Raw genomic sequence first — 18,950 nt, 5'->3', positions numbered from 1 at the left:
ACCCTCGATTGTCTCATTAGGATCAGTACATCATAGGACTAGAAAATCCTGAGAGTTAGCGCCAAAACGGTCATAATTTCGCCCTAATCGAGCATTCGCGTTTTACGCAATGCCGTCGGGGTCAACCCAAAGCGCTGCTTAAATTTATCGGTAAAACGAGACTGGGATTGATAACCACAGCGTTCGGCAATCACACCTATTGGCGTAAAGCTGGTTTGTATCATATGCAGGGCAACACCTAATTTCACGCGATCTTTTATATCTTGAACACTGGTACCCTCTGCGCGTAATTTTCTGCGTAACGTTGATTCACTTAAAGCGAGTTTATCAGCCAATAATTGAGAACTAATCTCCGCATTTAAATCCGCGCTGATCAATCGATGCACTTGATGACTAAGCTCTAGATGGCTCGCCATATTACGTAAATTGTGATTGTATTGATGCTGAAGTAACAACAGAATTTCTTGTCGGCGTGACGCCCACAGCGGTTTCGGAATAAAGTTTGCGCAGTTCACAAACTGTATTAAACACTGTTGCAGAGCTTCATTAATGTCCGCTTGTAATATCCCCGGTGTGGGGCCATCAAGACTAGGCAAGCACTCAAAATCCGACAATTCAAACTCAATCAGTAATGCAAAATACTCAGTCCCTCGAGGAATATTGCGTAAATGAATACTTGGGCTATTAGGCAATAGTACAAAACTACCTGAATCACATTGCACATCATTATCAGCACCGATGAACTTCGTTCCCTCAAGAACACAGATAAGCACTGGCTTCGCAATCGGGACGTTTGAGAGAGTTTGCTTTTTGAAAGAGCTATACACAGCAAAAGGTAATGCCACATTTTTAGTAAGCATTTCGCGAGCACTCTCTATTAAATCCTTCACAGCATTTCCAATTACAAGCTTTCTCTTGCTCGCAAGATCGCAGCATTAATAGCAGCCTTTGCTTGCGGGCTGTTTTTCCAACAGGTAGAACGCAGCATGGAAGCCACCATCTCAGCGATCTCATCTGCCTGTCGTGATGCTAAATCCGCCAGACTATCGATACCTATTTCTTCAAATCGCTTAATCACAGTAGGACCCACTCCTTTCACTGCTAAAAGCGTCTCTCTTTCTTGCTCTGAAAAAGCCACAAAACCTCCTGAAAATCACTCGCTATCCTTAACGGCGCTAACTTGTTTGAACATAGTGAATCGTTAGTTACCTAGATAACGTTCCATTAAAAAATTAACAAGCGTCACACCATTTCGCTGTACTTCATTTTGCTGGATCACAGAAAAACACATCCGCAATTTGTGACGCCCATTTCTCCGAGTAAGGCTGTATCTTCATCAATATCCCTATTTTTACGTGCTAAAAACCGCTGAATTATACGTTGTTAGGTTTAATTACCAATGATTTCTAAAGGGATTCATAAATTACGCATAGATTGTTATAAGAGATAACAATTTTTTATGAAAACTATCCTAAATAGGATATGAGCCGCTATCATAATCTTGCGATGCTCTTCTACATGCTCTCCCAAAAATAAAAACAAGTAGAAGAGGAATGTATGAAAGCATTTAACAAAAGCTCATTGATCACTATTGGAACCAGTCTTTTATTATCGCAAACGGCCCTTGCCACTGAAAATGGTGCGCCATCTACTGCCCCAGGAATCTATGGCTTTGGCGCGGGATTTATGCCACCCGTAACCGAAAACGGCGCCTTTTCCGTACGCGGGGCGTATTACAACGCCAACAAAAACCTGAATGGTAACGGCGGCGACAACTTGTCTAACTTCTCACAAACAGTCAAATCGCTGTCGTTAACCTATTTAAAAATGACCGAACACACCTTCCAAGGTGCCAATTACGGGTATGGTATCGTCGTTCCATTCCTCGACTTGGATTTGAACGGTACCATTCCAGACACCCCCATCAATATTGCAGGGAGCGACGCCAGCATCGCTGATATTCAGGTCATCCCTTACATTCTTCAGTGGCACCCTTCGGAGAACCTAGCAACCAATACGCAACTACAGATCCAAATACCAACGGGCCACTATGATAAAAACGATGTCATCACCACAGGTCTGAATCATTGGACTTTTTCTCCGGCATTTAACTTTACCTATGCCACCGACTCAGGCTTTGAAGTGTCTTCCAGCTTTCAGCTCGACATCAATACCGAAAACAAAGATACCGACTACACCAGCGGCATTGAATACCGACATGAATTTGCTGTAGGACAGCGGTTTAATGAATGGACACTCGGACTAGGTGGCTTTTACTACAAACAGCTAACGGATGATAAAGGGCCTGCCAGCAGCAATATTATCAATGGTAACCGAGCGGAAGTGACGGCTATCGGGCCTGAACTCAGCTTCTTCCAGCCGGGTCTGCCACTGGTCTCATTCCATGCTTACAAAGAGTTCAATGCCAAAAATCGAACTGAAGGCTACACCGCAGCGTTGTTAGTATCCCAAAGTTTTTAACGCTTGAAACAACACATAACAACGGTGCTAGTCTCCCCTTTGTCTAGCATCGCTGTTATGTAGCGATAAACTAACTTATCGGGTGTGAGTGAAGCCCCAATACATAAGCTGTTGCAATGCTTGGCACTGTTAAGCCTTGGCAATAAGGAAAACGCCTGCGCCAACCATGAAACCACCAGCAGCGACTTTGACCGCTCGTTCTCCTTTGAACCCTTTGGCAAATGATGCGACTCTAATTGCAGAATAGGCATAGCCTAATTTAACGCCACCAACCGCTACTATGGTCAAAATAACAATTATTGCTATATCAGTAGTAGTGATGGCAGCCAGATCGACAAAAGAGGGAAACAAGCTCGCATAGAAAAATATAGCCTTCACATCACCAAGAGTGAGGAGCAATCCAGACAAGAAACTTGCTGACAATGAAGAGGCTGACGGGCCTGCTACCTCTTCTCGTACCGCTGGCCTTGATTTTAGAAAGCTTATACCAAACCAGATTAGATAACCCCCTGCCATATACTTCAAAATCAAGAATAAGCTACCCATCACTTCCGCTAATGCAGCCATGCCCAAAATAGCTAGAACAACAAAAATGAGATCGCCAACGACAATTCCAGCCGCAACGGCGCTGCCATTTAAGAAACCAGAGATCGAAGATCGAGCGACTACCAAAGCGACGCTAGTGCTAGGAACGAGCGATAACATAACCATTACAAAAAATAGAGCTATTATCTCAACCAGACTCATTGTGACTCCTAGACTAACGCCCCAGTGACGCGCCCTCTCTCAGACACGGTTTATAGAAACACCACCATCGACCAACATCGCAGAACCCGTTGTGAAACTAGAGGCGTCGGATGCTAAAAATAATGCGGATTGGGCAATTTCATCCGGTGTTGCCATACGCTTGAGTGCATGGAGATTATGCACAAACTCCAATGCTTCTGGCGTATTGGCAAATTCACGCCCCGCTGGTGTATCCGTACCACCGGGCAGAAGAGCATTGACCCGAATATTCTGAGGTCCGTGCTCTGACGCCAGCACTTGAGTCAACCCAATAAGGCCGGCCTTACTGGCTGCGTAGGCGGCCATGCCCGGCATACCTGCGGTGTAACCAACAAAGGTAGAAGTGAAAATTAACGAACCTCCTTTTCTGGCAGCCATAGCAGGCAATTGATACTTTGCTCCCAAAAATGCGCTGGTTAAGTTCGTCGTAATCACCTGATTCCAATCCGCTTGCAACATCTCCGGAACCGGGCCCATAGCGCCCAAGATTGCGGCATTATTAAAAGCGATATCCAATCCACCAAAATGACTTACTGCTTTATCAACCAAAGCTTTGGCAAAAGCCTCATCACCAACGTCTCCCGCTAGTGCTAGCGCCAGCCCTCCTTCCGCTTTGATTGCCTCCACAAGCTCATCAAGCTCCGCTTGTCGCCTTGCAGCCACCACAACAGCAGCACCTTCTTTCGCAAAAAGCTTCGCCGTTGCGTAACCAATACCGGTGCTGGCACCAGTAACTATAGCAACTTTGTTGGCCAGTATGTTCATCGATCATTTCTCCTAGATTTGACGACAAGTAAAGGGCGCACGCCCAAACAGATGTCATATTAGGAGGAGAAATGATGACTGCCGACCCGAATCTTGCTGAGTTTTTATTGCGATATCACTTTTACCTTTGGAGCGGCTCAACGAGTAAAATTTTTTGTTATGTTTATGATTCTACCCGAAATATTATCGTTACTAATGGTGCACAGAACGAGACAGGGATCGGCGTCATTAGCTGATATGCAAACATTACCGTTGCTGTCCCATACCCGACTGTTACCATTCGAAAACCAACCACCTGTCTCACCAATATAGTTGGTCATGACGATGTTTAAATTATGTTCTATGGCTTTTTGTTTGAGTATTTTGCTGTCATGCTCGAATCCATTTTGGGAAATCAAAACGCTCGATAAATAGATATCAGCCTGAGCAGAATTTGCATCAAGCCAGTGTTGTGAACAAGTGAAATCAGCGCATATACCCAAAAATAATTTTTTGCCCTTAATCTCAAAACAATAGTTTTCAGAACCAGCAGACACGAAGTTGTCTTCGCCTGCGTGCAAATATTGTTTTCGGTAGAAATCAGTTTTTCCTGATGGATAGGAAATGAAAGCACCAATATATGGTTTGTCACTACCACTTATCAATGGAGCGCCTGAGACAATAACAACATGATTGTCAATAGCCGCTTGTGATAGCTCACTGATGATTGAGGAAGTATCATCAATTGCAAGCTGTGATGCTATTTCTAGTTCATAGCCAGTTAGGGATAACTCAGGAAAAATGACAACATCAGCTCCATAATCAGCAGATAATTTAATATTTTCTAGATGATTTATCAGATTCTTTTGAATATCACCTTTAACTGAAGGATATTGAACGAGGCTAAAAGTTATTTTTTCATTATTCATTGTGACATCCTTAATAACGCTCCAATCACCATAATTTCAGGAGAGAAGGGCGTAAATTTTCCGAGTGCAGAGGCTTGTTATTCAGAAGATTGATTTTCTGGTGCCCAAACTCTAGAGCAATCCGACCAGCGCCAAAACTAACGACTTTCATTCCCAATACTTTTTCATAAAAGTTTACTGTTATTGGAATATCTGCAACAGTCAGAACTAAATGATCAAGATGGGAAATTTTCATCAGAAACTCCTTTTTATAGGAAAGTACAAAACGCCGCATTAAGGAGTAAACAACGTATTCCACCCAAACTGAACTATCGTGCCGTAAACGCTTAAGCTGACTCAAACCCAAATCGCCAAGCGTTGTGAACGCCTCTTAATGCTTTGTGACCACTTAGTTATCGCTGCTTCATAAACGCCACTGCTAGCCCAGAAGAAACGAATGTAATACCTGCACCAATATTTAACCCTGATACTAGCTTAGGCTTTCTCCTGAACCACTCTGATAACTGAGACGAGAAAACGCCCATTAAGCTAAAGCCAATTGCTGTTAGTACCGCAAACCATACACCATAGCCAATCATTTGAGTTGTCACTGAGCCTAAGCTTGGGTTTACAAATTGCGGGACAAACGCAAGAACAAACATACCGGGCTTCGGATTAAGTGCCGCAGATAAAAAGCCAGTAGAAAAGATCACTTTCAGAGACTGTTTTTGCGCTGGTTCGAGTGTGAACAGGTTTCTTGTACGAAGTACTTTCACACCTAGCCAAATTAGGTAAGCTGCACCAATCAGTTTTACTGCATAAAACGCTACTTCAGAGGTTTGAATAAGAAGGGTTAGTCCGAAGGTTGCTGCAACAACATGAAATAAGATACCCGCCCCGGAAGACATGCCTGACATTACGGCTGCCAATCGTCCTTGACTTAAACCACGGCCGATAGCAAGCAAGTTATCCGGGCCGGGTGAGATAACCAGCAGTAAACAAGCTAATGTATAAGTAACAAATACCTCTAATGGAAACATGAAACCTCCTTGTTGTAAGACTCTGAATGTTAACGCCACGTTAAGGGGGCACAGGTACGCAATACAAAAGTGACGCCTTAACTTACCGCAAACTGAAAATGCCACACGTAACAAGTCCTCTTAAACGCTTTATTAGGCAAATTTCCAGTTGAGAGCCCTAGCCACACTCCCTGTTTTTTAAAAATTAACCATTGTAATGGCACATAATATTAATAGCGCAATATTAGACACTAGTCCCATTAAAAAAAAGTAAGAACGTGGACTAGGGTTTTCATTCGTCGCTACCGCATAGTACAACAACATATGAAGGATACGTGCAACTGCAAAACTCCATATACAGATCATCACCCAAAATGCATCAGCACCGATCAAAATAGCCAACATGATGACCCCTAACATAGCTGGCACATTTTCAATCGAATTCATAAAGGTTCGGTGTGCTCGAAAGGAAAACGACTCATGCCCTAAGGATTCATCCACTTTACCAGGTATTGCTCCTTCCTTTCTGGCTTTAGACCCCGCCGCGACAAACCACTGCACCATCCAAGTAACAAGAATGATAAAAATCCCCCAGAACGCCGTTCCATATATCGTCGTCAACTCCATTGCATCCTCCTGAATGTTTAAATAACGTTACATAGAAAATCACAACATGCCCGATGCTAGGAACCCTATGCAATGGATTAACACAAGCTTTTCATAGTTATTGAACAAAGCTTAGATAGGCTCGATTGATTAGATTGCGGTTACATTCATATGATCTAATTACCCTAGTATTTCATAGTGACGTTCAACGTTTACGGTCACCTTCCCCCAATGCGATGCCTTGACTCGTCTTTGATGTAATTCGAAAGACTCTCTATCCAAGAACTCTTCATAAACATCAAAACGAAGAGGATTCTCCGAATTTTGAATAACACTAAACGTGATACACCCCACTTCTTCGAGTGTAAGGCGTGTATGGTTTACCAATTCTCTTTTTACTAATTCAAGCTCCGACTCCGGAACTAAAATAAAGCCTTTTAGTATTACTTTTGGCATGGGGCCCTGTGATGCGAACGCCTCTATCATCGGCTGGCGCTGCAACGAAGCGACAGTCCGGTGTAGCCCCGAAGAGGCGGAACGAAATGCAACGACTTGTTACATTTGATTACCACGCAGAGTCCCTTGTCATTCGAAATAGCTTCTGTTGTTTCTTTTGTCGGATACATATTTAAATACGCATTATGAGTTATTATCGCTGAAAGTAAGAGTAACGAGAACAAAAGCATTACAAATCCATTTCTAATGCACATGTAGGCAACTTGATTCCTAACTTGCTTAACCAAGTTCATGTTCTCTTGGCCAATTAGCGCCTTAACTATTTCAGATGGGCCATTATTTGCTTTCCGATACTCGTAAAGAGTTCCATAACCATAAGTTGGCATTAGCTTGAATGCACCCAAAGAGACAATCCCCCCAGCCAGCATATATAGTGAACATATACTGAGAAATATAACAACGAGCGGTTTTAGCTCATGTGCCGGTAGCAGCTTCGCTACCACCGTTGAAGCAACACCCAGGACGGTTAAGCAGACACTCAACCCCAATGTGAATTTCGAAGTTTTGTCATCTATTTTTTGTGACCGCTGATGCTCTTCTTTGAGTCGATCAGATACAGTTTCTTCTTCAAGCTTAAAGTAATAGGAATATCTATCGTCAAATACCTTACCTGCGTCCTGTAGTTTTCTCTCATATATTCCTTTTAAATGAAGGAACGGGAATACTTCTTGGAGTAAATGAATAAAACACATTAGATCTATCCAGCCAACATATTTGCAATATCTTTTTCAATTGGCCGATTCTCAGTTGAAAGCCACCCCCACTCACCGGTAGGATTAATTTCGATGAAATAGTAAATTTCATTGCTTTCTATCAGGTCAATCGCTCCAAATCTCAAGCCCATTTCCCTAACGATTTCTCTACAATAACCAACGATAACAGGCGGTAATTTGACATCCGTATACTCAATCTCTTCTTTTTTTAGTAGCCTCCAGTCTTCATCGATACCGCTTCCAGCCGATGTAATTCTGACTGCATGGACTTTTTCTCCGATAACAGTAACTCTGATATCAGTTTTCGGGTAAACGTATTCCTGCACCGTCAATGGAGCTATCTTTGTGTTATCTTCGTTCAACTCTTTGCTAGTAATACTCGATGTATATGTAAACAAACAGTCTTCGCCATCGCGCAAAAGCACAGTATCTAGCGACTTTACGATTATATCGGTATCAAATTTTTCGAAATAGTTTGAATCATTACCAATCATTGTTTCTGGTACTTTGAAACCAATTTTTGAGGCTAGCATCAACTGATATGGTTTCGATTCAGCAGAATAAGTACTGGCTGGCCAGTTCATCCATATAGCATTTTCAAATATAATTAGACCTCTTAGAAATGCTGCCCACTGAGAACGAGAAAGCTGTTCTTCTAAAGCAAGCGCATGTCCAGGAGTATTTCTTATAAAAACTGGCTGTCTAAACCATACAGAGGTAACATTCAGTATCTCTCTATTTATCCCGTGCCCCTTCACCGCTAAAACTCTCTTCACAGGATCTATGTTTATGAGATAGTCAGACAGCTCCTCCTTATTCAGACGAATATAATCAACACCGCTTTCCTCTAACTCTTGGATTACAAGATCAACGGAAAAATCATACTTGCTACAAAGAACCAAACAGAATTTACTCATTCTCCTTTTTGATCCTCGCCAGTTTCAACGTCGCATTTCTTGGTGGCCTGTACACCGAATTCAGAACCATGCGACACCAAAACATCATTTGCTTTCATCCAGAGGCCCCTGACGTAATCGTAGCTACACCCCTCGGGCATTTCAGGAGTGACTACGAATGGCTTTCTCTTTGCTAAGGCAATTAGTACGTGGTTTGACATAACTATATCCTTGTAGTGTTCTTAGTTTAAAATGTAACGCCAACAGCGCGCGCGGCTGCGGAATAGAGGCGAAGCCGCAATGTAGTAGCCGTCGCCGTGATTGTTAGAAGGATTTTGTTTCCTCGATCCAGACATCTTTGATCCAGTGTTTTACTGACGACCATTTTTCTCCAGATAGATCGTGCATGTCATGGGACCAGAACACGACATCCCCGTCTTTAGTCACACAATAGAAATCGGCGTTGTCGTGGCATATGGGAATCAAATCACGTGGGACACCCCAGTCTGACCAAGCGTGACTAGCAACTCTGTCCAAGTGAGTATGTGAGTCAGGGATTGTGAGTGTGACTGGCTCAAACGGGCCGAATACGACGTCTGAAAGCTCGAGTAGATAGCGTCGAAACTCAGGGTGAAAAGAAACACCTAATCTTGATTCTGCGCCTGCCACTTCGTGCTCACTAGGCAAGCGTAATGGTTTCGGCACTTTTTCGTTCAATTGCCTAAGTTCTAATGCGACCTGCTCGAATGTCACGATGCCTCCTTTAACAATTAGGGGTTATACTGCAGCGTAGCTGCGGCTATAACCCACTGTTGAACGGCTGCGTTGTCTATATAGGGGATTTGCTTTTTTATGGTGGGACTTCCCTGTTTAATAACTCACTGAACACCAGAGATCGTCTTTGATCGCCGCTATGTTGTTTCTTTATTGGCTCTTTTGTAGCGTGATTCAACAAGCAAGGCAAGCGCTTCACTCAGGCCTTTTGATCTGATCCGTTTTATGCATTGACCTCACTAAGCGCTAACTGCTATTGTCCCATACAGCATGATACGAAGCCGTTCTGTCATTTGACACTCAGATAAAGTGTGACTTTATACAAATTGGTTTGTTATATATAAATTTCAACAGTACCGATACTGCTCGCAAAACCACCAACTTTTACCTTTGCGATCCTTGAGTGTTCTAACTCCACTGATGCCATGATCATTGAAGCACAATTCATCGCTCTTCCTTGCTCAAAGATGTAATCATGCCCTAACTCAAGATGTTCAGCTAAGTAACACGCTAATGCGCCACTTGAGCTACCGGTCGCTGATTCTTCAGATATACCAAACAATGGCGCAAAGTTACGACAACTAGCCGTAAACATACTTTCTTGCTCGCAAAGCTCAAAAACATGAAACCCCACAACCTTATGTTTTTCACAAAACTCTGCAATAAGCTGATCATCAGGATCGATTTTATCCAAAAACCCACTAGGAACAGGGATAATTACATCGGGCAATCCTGTTGAAATGACCTCAATAGGTAAATTGGTACTTTTTAATACACTAGACTCTATACCAATAAGATTTGATATTTCTTGATAGGAAAATATGGCAGTTTTGTGGGGTAACCTTTGCTCCATCACAACTTTACCATTTGGTTCTATGTGTACCGACAGCATTCCTGCTTTTGTCTTTTGCACATATGAACCAACAGTAATGATCTGTTTTTGATACATCGTAGAAAATGCCGCTAAAGTGGCATGACCACAAAAGTCGACTTCTGCTGCCGGAGTGAAAAAGGAAACTTCAAAATCAGCATCTTCGCAAAAGGAAACAAAAGCCGTCTCTGAATAACCTACAGCTTGAGCTATTTTTAATTTTTGCTCATCAGAAAGATGATCTGCATTTAGGACAACACCAGCAGGGTTTCCGCCATTTCCATCTATCGTAAATGAACTAACCAAATTTACTTCGATATTCACCACCACTCCCTTCTCAGACGCGTTACTCTGCTGCGTTTGTGACGTATCAGATCACCTTTAATCGCCGCCATATGGGTTCTTTATTTGGTCTTTTGTAACGCGATTTGGCTAGAGAGGCAAGCGCCTCTCTCAGACCTTATGATATGAGCTGTTTTATAGTCTGATCTATCCAAATGCTAACGCTAGCAGCCAAAGCAATGGCCGCTCGTACGAGAGAGTTTGCTGGCTTATTAGCAGTATCCCATGTGTTTGATTCGCGCTGACGGTCGAAGGGAGGCACGACCGGAGATGTGCGCAAGCGAATTGAATGGCATGGGAGAGTGCCTGCATAAGAGATGATAAGCGCCAAAGCAGATGAATAGCATCCTAGAGAAACTGCCGAGTTTGCAGGTTAATCCCTCGGAAACCGAGGTCCTACAAGGAAGAGCCAATCGCCGGACGGAGGCGGCTCGTACGAAACCTTTTCCCTCGCACAGCGAGGTCCCACAAGAGATGTGTGGTAGTATGCGGGGCTTGTTAGGGAGTGGTTGTGGTTATGATTGAAAAACAAGACTTGCTGGATATTGCCCGTCAGAAGATGCCGTTTGGCAAGTATGAGGGGCGTTTGATTGTGGATTTACCCGAGGAGTATTTGTTGTGGTTTAACCATAAAGGTTGGCCAGAGGGTAAGTTAGGTCGTTGGTTGCAGTTGGCGTTGGAAGTCAAAGTGAATGGTCTTGAGAAGATTGTTGAGCCGTTAAAACTGCCGGAAGCACCGAAACCCAAACAGCCCAAAGTACAAATCCGCTTTGATGATATGGACTGATCCTGTCTGATTTGCGGCAAGTGTCTGCTATTTTTCCCTTGCTCATTTAAAGAAGCTTTCGTAAAGTTGCGCCACTTTTAAACGAATCCGATTCTTATTTACGATGAAACGCCGCTCTCATATCTTTTTGATCCTCTGCTGGCTAGCGTACTTTGCTGTACCGCTAGTGAATGGCATTGGTCAGACGGGCGCGCAACGAATCGAGATTTGTACCACACTGGGTGTAGAGAGTTATTACGTCTACAGCGGCGACGCATCCGATAAGGATAAAGCCAGCCAGCACAGTGGTTCCCACTCTTGTCCTTGTACTCACTTCTTTATGGACATTGCCGTCTCCGCGATGGCGTTCCATGCTCCTTCTAAGGCGTTGGATCATTCTTTAACGCCTAGCAATGATTTGCTGACGGCTACTCCACGTACCGCTCAAGCCCGTGCGCCACCTGCAACGCTAGCGTTTAGTGAAGATCAAAAACTAGCATGATGCCCTGACCACTGTCGGGGCATCTTATTTTTATGCCCGATTAGTTGCAGGATTTCTAATGTTTGGCACAAAAGACTTTTACCGTTCCGTTTGGCGCTGGCACTTCTTTGCTGGCTTATATGTTGTTCCGTTTTTAATTATGTTGGCTGTTACCGGCCTGATGATGATTTTTGACCCTATCATCGAACGTACTCTGCATTCAGATTTGTATTATGTGGAGCAGTCATCGTCTGCGCCGCTGACCTACGAGCAGCAATATCAAGTGGTTGCCAATGCCTACCCAGATAGCCCAATCAAGCGCTTGTATGTGTCGGATTCAGCGACCGATGCGACACGTTTTCAAGTAGCAGTTGGCGATGACACCCGCTCTGTTTTCGTTGATCCTTACCAAGGCAAAGTGTTGGGCGATATCAGTATCAGCCACTCTCTTTATACTTGGGCGGACGATACGCACGGTACTTTTATGATGGGACTCACTGGGGACTGGCTGATTGAAATTGCTATCAGCTTTACCATTTTGTTGATTCTGACTGGCGTATACATGTGGTGGCCAAGCAAAGGACAATCCAAATGGAAAGCTGCCACGCAGTTAAGCGGTAAAGGTCGTACTTTTTGGCGTAATGCCCACAGTGTCACTGGCGTTTGGGTCGCGGTCATTCTGTTATTTTTCTGTATTTCAGGTTTGGCATGGGCAAGTGTTTGGGGCGGTAAGTTAGTACAAGCTTGGAGTACCTTCCCTGTTGAGCAAAGTGCTAAGAATGTGTCTTCCACACTAACCCATGAAGACCTAAATCCAAAAGGCTTGAAACAAATCCCGTGGAACCTTGAGCAAGCGCCCTTACCTGAGTCATCAATGAGCGCTTTTGGTGATGGCACCATCACATTAGATCGTGTGGTCTCTGATGCAAAGAACATGGGCTTTACCCGTTTCCAAGTGCACTTCCCGCGCGGTGAAACCGGGGTATTTACTGCCACAGCCAGCACCATGGGCCGCGATATCCACAATGCCTTAGATGATCGTACGGTACATTATGATCGCCACTCTGGCGCAGTGATTGCTGATGTGGGCTTTATGGATTACAACTGGTTTGCTAAGTCGATGGCATTTGGCATTGCCTTGCATATGGGGCAATTTGGGGTGTGGAACTTAGTCGCTTGTACGCTGTTCTGCTTGGCGGTGATCTTTCTAAGCGTCTCGGGAGTGGTGATGTGGTGGAAACGCCGCCCAGCCAATGCGTTTGCTGCGCCACCTATGCCAAAGGATTTAAAGCGTTGGCAACATGTGGTGTGGTTACTATTGCCCATCTCGTTGCTGTTCCCTATGGCGACTGTCGGCATGGCGGTTGTATTAGTTGTGGACTGGTTAGTCCTTCTGTCTATACCAAAACTTCGCCAAGTTTGGGCTTAGTGCTCACGAGGGTTTAGTTGATTTAAAAGTGGGCTGGGGGGCTTGCATCCCCAGCCCGTTTCATCGTCCTTGATGAAACACCATTAACGCTTTTACGTTACCGTATTCGTTTACAACCCGCCTTTGGTGAGCTTGGCCGGATCTAAGTGGGCTTCTAGTTCTTCACGACTCAGGTCGGTTTCCTCTAACGCCACATCAATGACTGGGCGTTTTTCTTGGTAGGCTTTTTTAGCAATTTCAGCGGCTTTGAGATAGCCAATAATTGGATTTAACGCCGTGACTAATATTGGGTTTTTGCCCAAGGCTTCATTCAATTTTTCTGCATTCACTGTCAGCGTCGCAATGGCTTTATCTGCCATCAGTGTGCCTGTAGTCGTTAGTAAGTGGATACTATTTAAGAGATTTTGGGCAATCATTGGCAGCATCACATTGAGCTCAAAGTTACCCGATTGTCCACCAATGGTAATCGCCGCGTCATTACCGATCACTTGTGCGGCGGCCATAGCGGTGGCTTCAGGAATCACTGGATTGACCTTGCCCGGCATAATGGATGAGCCTGGCTGTAAGGCTTCCAACGTAATCTCTCCAAGCCCCGCCAGTGGGCCGGAATTCATCCAACGTAAATCGTTGGCGATTTTCATATAAGTCACAGCAGTGGTTTTTAATACACCAGACAAGGCAACGGCGGTATCTTGAGAGCCGATCAAAGCAAAGTAGTCATCCGCTGGGCTGAACGTCACCTTAGTCAGAGTGGACAACTCTTCACAGATAAATTGGGAGAAATCTGGATGGGCGTTAATTCCCGTTCCGACCGCCGTGCCCCCTTGCGCTAGCTTGGTGACTTTGACAAGTATGCTATTGAGGTTATCAATGTTGTCTTGCAGCTGTGCCGCCCAACCATTAAAAGTCTGATCAAAACGTACCGGCATAGCGTCCATTAAATGAGTTCGGCCCGTTTTGGTGTGCCCTTTTAAGGCTTGGCCTTTTTCTTGAATCGTTACTTTCAAATGCTCTAAAGCGGGAAGTAAATGCTTACTCACCTCGATGGCTGCGCTGGTGTGAATCGCGCTTGGAACGATGTCGTTGCTGCTTTGACCAAAATTAACATGGTCATTTGCTCCAACCGCCTCTCCCAAACGACGGCTGGCAAGCGTCGCAATCACCTCATTGGCGTTCATATTGGAACTGGTGCCGGATCCGGTTTGGAAAACATCCACCGGAAAATGTTGCATCAGAGCTGGATCATCCAGCAGCTCGGTACAAGCTTGATCGATGGCATTAGCCATTGGCTCACTAAGGCAATCTAAGCGTAGATTCGCTCTTGCCGCCGCTTGTTTCAGGCTAATCAAGGCACGGATAAACGGCTCAGGAAGTGATTGCCCACTCACAGGGAAGTTATTGATGGCACGCTGAGTTTGCGCACCGTATAAGGCGTTTTCAGGGACTTCTAGCTGTCCCATACTGTCGGCTTCTGTTCGGGTCTTCATTGGCTGACTCCCATTATTTTGCTCGACATAAAGTAATGACTCAAGGCACGCAGTTCATGCTCAAAACGGTAATACTCCACTGCATCTTGATCGGTAATCACAAAGCGTTTTAGTTGCATCAGTGGACGGTAAATCGAATCCAAACACAGTTCACGCCAATGCATAGGCACTGCGGCATCGCACACGGTTTCGAGCAGTACTTGAAAGACACGTTTGTAGAGATCATACGCTTCAGAAATCCCTAATCGCTCAGCGTAAGCCTCGCTGGTATCCAAGTATTGATGCAGCACTTTAGGTGAATCGGATGCCACACCACGTTTAATGGTTTGCTCAATAACAGAGAACGGAACAATGTGATAAGTCATGACGCAGGCCTCATTGATGCAAATGATAATAATTATCAATTAATCATCAGGCACCTACTTTGTCAAGCATGTGTTTTTTAAATTTCGCTCGTTTATCTTGGGACACAATGCTTGAAAATGCATTGAGATAACCGAATTTAACGAAAATTGAGCGTTAATTTGCACGTTTCGACGTATTTAAGCTAGATATAAAAGAGTAGAGAGGAGTTTAGAAAGGACAAAAAAATTGCCATCGATCAAAAATCGACGGCAATTTTTCGTATTGCTTAAGGCGATGATTAGTGGTGGTGACCACCCACGCCGTGCGCATGGCCGTGCGCGACTTCTTCTTCTGTTGCATCACGCGTATCTACGATTTGCACAGAGAAGGTTAGTTCTTTGCCCGCTAGTGGGTGGTTAAGATCCACTGTAGCGTGCTTTAAACCCGCTTTAACGATGGTCACTTGACGTACGCCGTGGTCTGTACGAACGTTCGCCACCATACCTGGTTTCCATTTTTTTGAACCATGTAGGTGCTTCACTGGGATCTGCTGAGTTTTGTCTTCTTGGCGCTCGCCGTATCCTTCTGAGCAAGGTACTGTCACTTCAAACTCATCCCCTGCTGACTTGCCAAGCATAGCTTTCTCAAGACCTGGAATAATGTTGCCGTGACCGTGTAGGTAAGCCAATGGCTCGTTGCCTGCAGAAGTTTCGATTAGTGTATCGTCTTCACGAAGTGTGTAGTGGAATTGCACCACTGTGTTGTCTGCAATAGACATATGTTGTCCTCATTTCAATAATCGGGGCCATGCTAACCTAACAGGCCCCTACACGTCTAAAAAATCATAAATTCGATGCTATCATCGGTGATCACGATGTTTTTCACCATCCTAGCGGCGGCTTTTTCAGTCATCGAGTGGTTCAATACATAGACCGGATGGGTATTAAAATAATCCGCTAGCGCTTTCTCAAAATCACCATGTAATGATCCCAAGGTATTACGGAACATCTCATCGCTGATGCTATTACCTTGCACCGAAATCTGCGTCAGCTTGGCGCCGACTAAGTAAACACGATCTTCTTCAATACGCAGACCTGATTCAAACGAAGGATCAAGCTGCGCTTTCATGGTCATTTCTTGACCAAACACATTTAAGGTGCCTCGAATATCGGTTTTCATATCGACCATCACCAAGCCGCCATCTCGCTCAGTCAGGTCTATATTGGCTTCCTTAATCAGTAGATCAAGGTTCAAAGTTGACTCTTCTAAACTCAACTGGATGATATCCGGTTGGTTGGTTGCTAAACGCTTAGCCACTTCCGCATTGAGCTCAGTTTCACTGACACTCATATCCGACGAGCAACCCGATAGCAGCACAGCAACCGCTGCACCGGCAAACCACATTATTTTATTTTTCAATAGCTTCTCTCTAAACATTGATACTGCGCCTCCTAAGACTGACGCTTTTTCTCATACCAAATACGCATAAAGTCTTCGGTGACCTTCTGCTCAATTTCCGCAGCCTCGTGGGTTGGACAGAACAGCGAGACGGTAAAGACATTGTAGCCTTCGATCGTTGTCTGTACCCGAACGGTCGGCTCAGGGCCAGCTATTTTGATATCCAAGCGCTTTTCAATCAGACTATTATAACGAATCGCCACTTCGTGAAAGTGCTCACTGTATTCACGGATTTTGGCCAAAATAGGCTCTTTTATTTCAAACAAATTTACGTCATCTGTCAGTCTAGAAATCGAAAAGGAATGCTCAACATAACGACGCATGTAGTTTAAGTTTTGCACTGAGTTGGTCAGCAAGACACTGTTTGGCACTATCGTAGTACGTCCGGTATAAGCGTAGCTACCACCTTTAAAGTCAACTTCAAATAACGTGGTCGACAACCAGTCACTGTCGGTCACCTCCCCCTCAAATTGACCAATGCGCACCCAGTCGCCGACTTGGTACGGCCGAGTGCTGGCTTTGTAAAACGCACCGACGATGCAAGAAATAAACTCCTTAGTAGCAATCACTAAGGCCACCATGAAGGCGGCAATGGAAATGGCGATGTTCTGTAGCTCTGTTGCCCAAATCAGCACCAGACCAACAAACATAACTAAGTTAAAAACGTTATCAGCCGTATTCAAACGACGGCGTTTACGATCCATATCGAGCTTTTCATTCGCTCGTAGCAGTCGTTTTGAATAACGACGGATTAAAACAATGCCAAGGATCCAGACGATTGTGGCAATGTATTCAAAGTTTTCCATAAAAAATGCCGCGTTAAGTTGCGACCATTCAAATTCAGACATAACTAACCCAAAAGCTGACTTTTCGCGCCACTTTACCAAGGTGGTCGCGAATAGCAAATAAAATACTGGACAGGAGCAAAATCATAACTGTATATTTATACAGTATTATAAATGAGGTGCGATTTATGCCTGTCGTAATTAAATATGTTGTTGAACGCAATGGTGTTGAGAAAATGACTTTTTCCTCTAAAGCGGAAGCAGACCACTATGACAAACTGCTGGAAACAGCAGAAAACCTTGAGGATTTACTGCAAAGCAGCGGCGTGATGGAGGATGATCAGCTGACGTCAAAACTGGCGATGTATTTAGCTGAGAACAAAGAAGAGCTACTTGAAGCGCTTGGTAATAAGCGCAAAAAAATGGCTAAGAAAGCACCAGAGAAAGCTAATACAAAGACCAACAGCAAAGCCACTCAGGCCAACGGCGACCTCGTCGACGACCTGATCATTGAGCCAGACGAAACCTCTTATTTAGAGGAGTCGTCAGACGACTATAGCAGTGACGATAGTATCGATTACAACAAGGACGAGATCTACGGAGAAAGTGATGCCGCCTAGGCGACCTCACTTTCGCACTTGTTTCCTTTTATACAGGAATATTCCAAAGCCATACCAACCACGCCAATGCGCCACCAAGCGATAGCAACACGCCGACACGTGGAGTGCTCGCGTGCTTTTCAAGCTTGGTAGGATGCTTTTTCTTACCGTGCAGCATGGCGGCAACCAAGCGTTCTTTAAAACGTAATTCATGGTACAGCACTGCCAAGATGTGCAGTGCTACAAGCGCCAGCAAGACATTTGGCAGAGTATGGTGTACAGAACCCAACGTGGCACTTAGCTCTTCAGAAACAGAGCCATAGAAAGGACCAAACCAGAAAATCTCATCACTGGTAAATAACCCTGTTACCCACTGTGCCGTCATTGCTAACAGCAACACAATGACCATTATTCCCCCCACAGGGTTATGACCTAGATACGCTTTGCCGCGCCCCAGCAACAAAGCTTTGCTGTATTGAATAATTTCAATTGGGTGATAAATAAACTGCTTAAATTTGGCAAAGTCGGAACCAAGAAAGCCATATAAAATCCGCGCCACAATGACTGCAGATAAACCGTAGCCCATGTAGAAATGCCAATTCATATTATCACCGTCGCCTTTTCCAGTGATAATCAACCCCGTAAACAGCAGCACCATGCTCCAATGCAGCATTCTGATAGGCCAGTCCCACACCAATACCTTTTGCATCTTCCATTTCCCCTCAAAAACGAATAACGTTATCTTTGTCTCAAGCCGACGACCATTACTATACTGACCTTAGGATTTGCCTTTTTCTCCATTTTTGGGACATTATCTACCTAAATGGATTTACTTCTGCTCGCAGTTACGAAGCAGTAAGGAGCGCAATACTGTGATCATTGGGCTAATAATACTCATCTCTATTTTACTTTGCGTAGCTGGCTATACCCTATTCACGCAAAGG

General features: G+C 44.4%; 24 protein-coding genes. 5 read left to right on the top strand and 19 right to left on the bottom strand.

The window, feature by feature from the left end; all coding sequences use genetic code 11:
- Positions 1 to 83: 83 nt before the first annotated feature.
- Both ASC49_RS12730 and ASC49_RS12725 read right to left on the bottom strand, forming a co-directional pair.
- Entirely contained in the window at positions 84 to 890 is an 807-nt protein-coding gene (locus ASC49_RS12730; protein ID WP_055463632.1) for a helix-turn-helix transcriptional regulator, read from the bottom strand.
- Between the two features lie 11 nt (positions 891 to 901).
- A complete protein-coding gene (locus tag ASC49_RS12725; protein WP_055463631.1) occupies positions 902 to 1,138 on the bottom strand; it encodes a helix-hairpin-helix domain-containing protein in 237 nt (78 codons plus the stop codon).
- Between the two features lie 419 nt (positions 1,139 to 1,557).
- On the opposite strand from ASC49_RS12725, the gene ASC49_RS12720 reads away from it, so the two are divergent.
- Entirely contained in the window at positions 1,558 to 2,481 is a 924-nt protein-coding gene (locus ASC49_RS12720) for a SphA family protein (RefSeq protein WP_055463630.1), read from the top strand.
- A 129-nt stretch (positions 2,482 to 2,610) separates the two neighbouring features.
- Here the strand turns inward: ASC49_RS12720 and ASC49_RS12715 are convergent, their stop codons facing one another.
- From ASC49_RS12715 to ASC49_RS12660, 11 genes are all read right to left on the bottom strand, one after another.
- Positions 2,611 to 3,228 carry a LysE family translocator gene (locus ASC49_RS12715; protein WP_055463629.1) on the bottom strand — a complete coding sequence of 206 codons (618 nt, stop codon included), beginning with the start codon at positions 3,226 to 3,228 and terminating at the stop codon, positions 2,611 to 2,613.
- Positions 3,229 to 3,267: 39 nt separating this feature from the next.
- Positions 3,268 to 4,032: an SDR family oxidoreductase gene (locus ASC49_RS12710; RefSeq protein WP_055463628.1), complete on the bottom strand. Its 765-nt coding sequence runs from the start codon at positions 4,030 to 4,032 to the stop codon at positions 3,268 to 3,270.
- Between the two features lie 137 nt (positions 4,033 to 4,169).
- On the bottom strand, positions 4,170 to 4,940 hold the full coding sequence (locus tag ASC49_RS12705; RefSeq protein WP_055463627.1) for a carbon-nitrogen hydrolase family protein: 771 nt from the start codon (positions 4,938 to 4,940) through the stop codon (positions 4,170 to 4,172).
- A gap of 25 nt (positions 4,941 to 4,965) precedes the next feature.
- Complete coding sequence (locus ASC49_RS12700) at positions 4,966 to 5,175, bottom strand: VOC family protein (RefSeq protein ID WP_082443836.1); 210 nt, start codon at positions 5,173 to 5,175, stop codon at positions 4,966 to 4,968.
- Between the two features lie 157 nt (positions 5,176 to 5,332).
- Complete coding sequence (locus ASC49_RS12695) at positions 5,333 to 5,959, bottom strand: LysE family translocator (protein WP_055463626.1); 627 nt, start codon at positions 5,957 to 5,959, stop codon at positions 5,333 to 5,335.
- A gap of 177 nt (positions 5,960 to 6,136) precedes the next feature.
- Positions 6,137 to 6,565, bottom strand: a complete 429-nt coding sequence (locus ASC49_RS12690) for an MAPEG family protein (protein ID WP_055463625.1) — start codon at positions 6,563 to 6,565, stop codon at positions 6,137 to 6,139.
- A 159-nt stretch (positions 6,566 to 6,724) separates the two neighbouring features.
- On the bottom strand, positions 6,725 to 7,000 hold the full coding sequence (locus tag ASC49_RS12685) for a putative quinol monooxygenase (RefSeq protein ID WP_055463760.1): 276 nt from the start codon (positions 6,998 to 7,000) through the stop codon (positions 6,725 to 6,727).
- Positions 7,001 to 7,026: 26 nt separating this feature from the next.
- The gene (locus tag ASC49_RS12680) at positions 7,027 to 7,752 is read right to left on the bottom strand and encodes a hypothetical protein (protein ID WP_055463624.1); all 726 of its coding nucleotides are present in this window, start codon (positions 7,750 to 7,752) and stop codon (positions 7,027 to 7,029) included.
- A gap of 5 nt (positions 7,753 to 7,757) precedes the next feature.
- Complete coding sequence (locus ASC49_RS12675) at positions 7,758 to 8,690, bottom strand: hypothetical protein (protein WP_055463623.1); 933 nt, start codon at positions 8,688 to 8,690, stop codon at positions 7,758 to 7,760.
- 303 nt (positions 8,691 to 8,993) lie between these two features.
- Positions 8,994 to 9,422 carry an SMI1/KNR4 family protein gene (locus tag ASC49_RS12665; protein ID WP_055463621.1) on the bottom strand — a complete coding sequence of 143 codons (429 nt, stop codon included), beginning with the start codon at positions 9,420 to 9,422 and terminating at the stop codon, positions 8,994 to 8,996.
- Positions 9,423 to 9,777: 355 nt separating this feature from the next.
- Positions 9,778 to 10,638 carry a PhzF family phenazine biosynthesis protein gene (locus ASC49_RS12660; RefSeq protein WP_055463620.1) on the bottom strand — a complete coding sequence of 287 codons (861 nt, stop codon included), beginning with the start codon at positions 10,636 to 10,638 and terminating at the stop codon, positions 9,778 to 9,780.
- 535 nt (positions 10,639 to 11,173) lie between these two features.
- Between ASC49_RS12660 and ASC49_RS12655 the strand changes: the two genes are divergently transcribed.
- From ASC49_RS12655 to ASC49_RS12645, 3 genes are all read left to right on the top strand, one after another.
- The gene (locus ASC49_RS12655) at positions 11,174 to 11,443 is read left to right on the top strand and encodes a DUF3820 family protein (RefSeq protein ID WP_055463619.1); all 270 of its coding nucleotides are present in this window, start codon (positions 11,174 to 11,176) and stop codon (positions 11,441 to 11,443) included.
- A 103-nt stretch (positions 11,444 to 11,546) separates the two neighbouring features.
- Positions 11,547 to 11,924 carry a DUF2946 family protein gene (locus ASC49_RS12650; protein WP_055463618.1) on the top strand — a complete coding sequence of 126 codons (378 nt, stop codon included), beginning with the start codon at positions 11,547 to 11,549 and terminating at the stop codon, positions 11,922 to 11,924.
- A 58-nt stretch (positions 11,925 to 11,982) separates the two neighbouring features.
- Positions 11,983 to 13,332 (top strand): PepSY-associated TM helix domain-containing protein, encoded by a 1,350-nt coding sequence (locus tag ASC49_RS12645; protein ID WP_055463617.1) that lies wholly within the window; start codon positions 11,983 to 11,985, stop codon positions 13,330 to 13,332.
- 110 nt (positions 13,333 to 13,442) lie between these two features.
- Here ASC49_RS12645 and ASC49_RS12640 read toward each other — a convergent pair whose 3' ends face one another.
- The 5 genes from ASC49_RS12640 to ASC49_RS12620 form a co-directional block, all read right to left on the bottom strand.
- Entirely contained in the window at positions 13,443 to 14,819 is a 1,377-nt protein-coding gene (locus ASC49_RS12640; protein WP_055463616.1) for a class II fumarate hydratase, read from the bottom strand.
- Positions 14,816 to 15,184: a hypothetical protein gene (locus ASC49_RS12635; RefSeq protein WP_055463615.1), complete on the bottom strand. Its 369-nt coding sequence runs from the start codon at positions 15,182 to 15,184 to the stop codon at positions 14,816 to 14,818. Before ASC49_RS12635 ends, ASC49_RS12640 begins: the two co-directional genes overlap by 4 nt.
- A gap of 278 nt (positions 15,185 to 15,462) precedes the next feature.
- Positions 15,463 to 15,942, bottom strand: coding sequence for an FKBP-type peptidyl-prolyl cis-trans isomerase (locus ASC49_RS12630; protein ID WP_055463614.1), 480 nt, complete (start codon positions 15,940 to 15,942; stop codon positions 15,463 to 15,465).
- Between the two features lie 56 nt (positions 15,943 to 15,998).
- Complete coding sequence (locus ASC49_RS12625) at positions 15,999 to 16,583, bottom strand: DUF1439 domain-containing protein (RefSeq protein WP_245624713.1); 585 nt, start codon at positions 16,581 to 16,583, stop codon at positions 15,999 to 16,001.
- A 32-nt stretch (positions 16,584 to 16,615) separates the two neighbouring features.
- Positions 16,616 to 17,470 carry a mechanosensitive ion channel family protein gene (locus ASC49_RS12620; protein ID WP_082443835.1) on the bottom strand — a complete coding sequence of 285 codons (855 nt, stop codon included), beginning with the start codon at positions 17,468 to 17,470 and terminating at the stop codon, positions 16,616 to 16,618.
- 125 nt (positions 17,471 to 17,595) lie between these two features.
- Between ASC49_RS12620 and ASC49_RS20260 the strand changes: the two genes are divergently transcribed.
- A complete protein-coding gene (locus ASC49_RS20260; protein WP_072242109.1) occupies positions 17,596 to 18,027 on the top strand; it encodes a YebG family protein in 432 nt (143 codons plus the stop codon).
- Between the two features lie 28 nt (positions 18,028 to 18,055).
- Here ASC49_RS20260 and ASC49_RS12610 read toward each other — a convergent pair whose 3' ends face one another.
- Positions 18,056 to 18,715, bottom strand: a complete 660-nt coding sequence (locus ASC49_RS12610) for a cytochrome b/b6 domain-containing protein (protein WP_055463613.1) — start codon at positions 18,713 to 18,715, stop codon at positions 18,056 to 18,058.
- Between the last annotated feature and the right edge of the window lie 235 nt (positions 18,716 to 18,950).

This window comes from Marinomonas fungiae (genome assembly GCF_001418205.1).
GTDB lineage: Bacteria > Pseudomonadota > Gammaproteobacteria > Pseudomonadales > Marinomonadaceae > Marinomonas > Marinomonas fungiae.
This window is presented reverse-complemented; position numbering and strand designations above follow the sequence as displayed.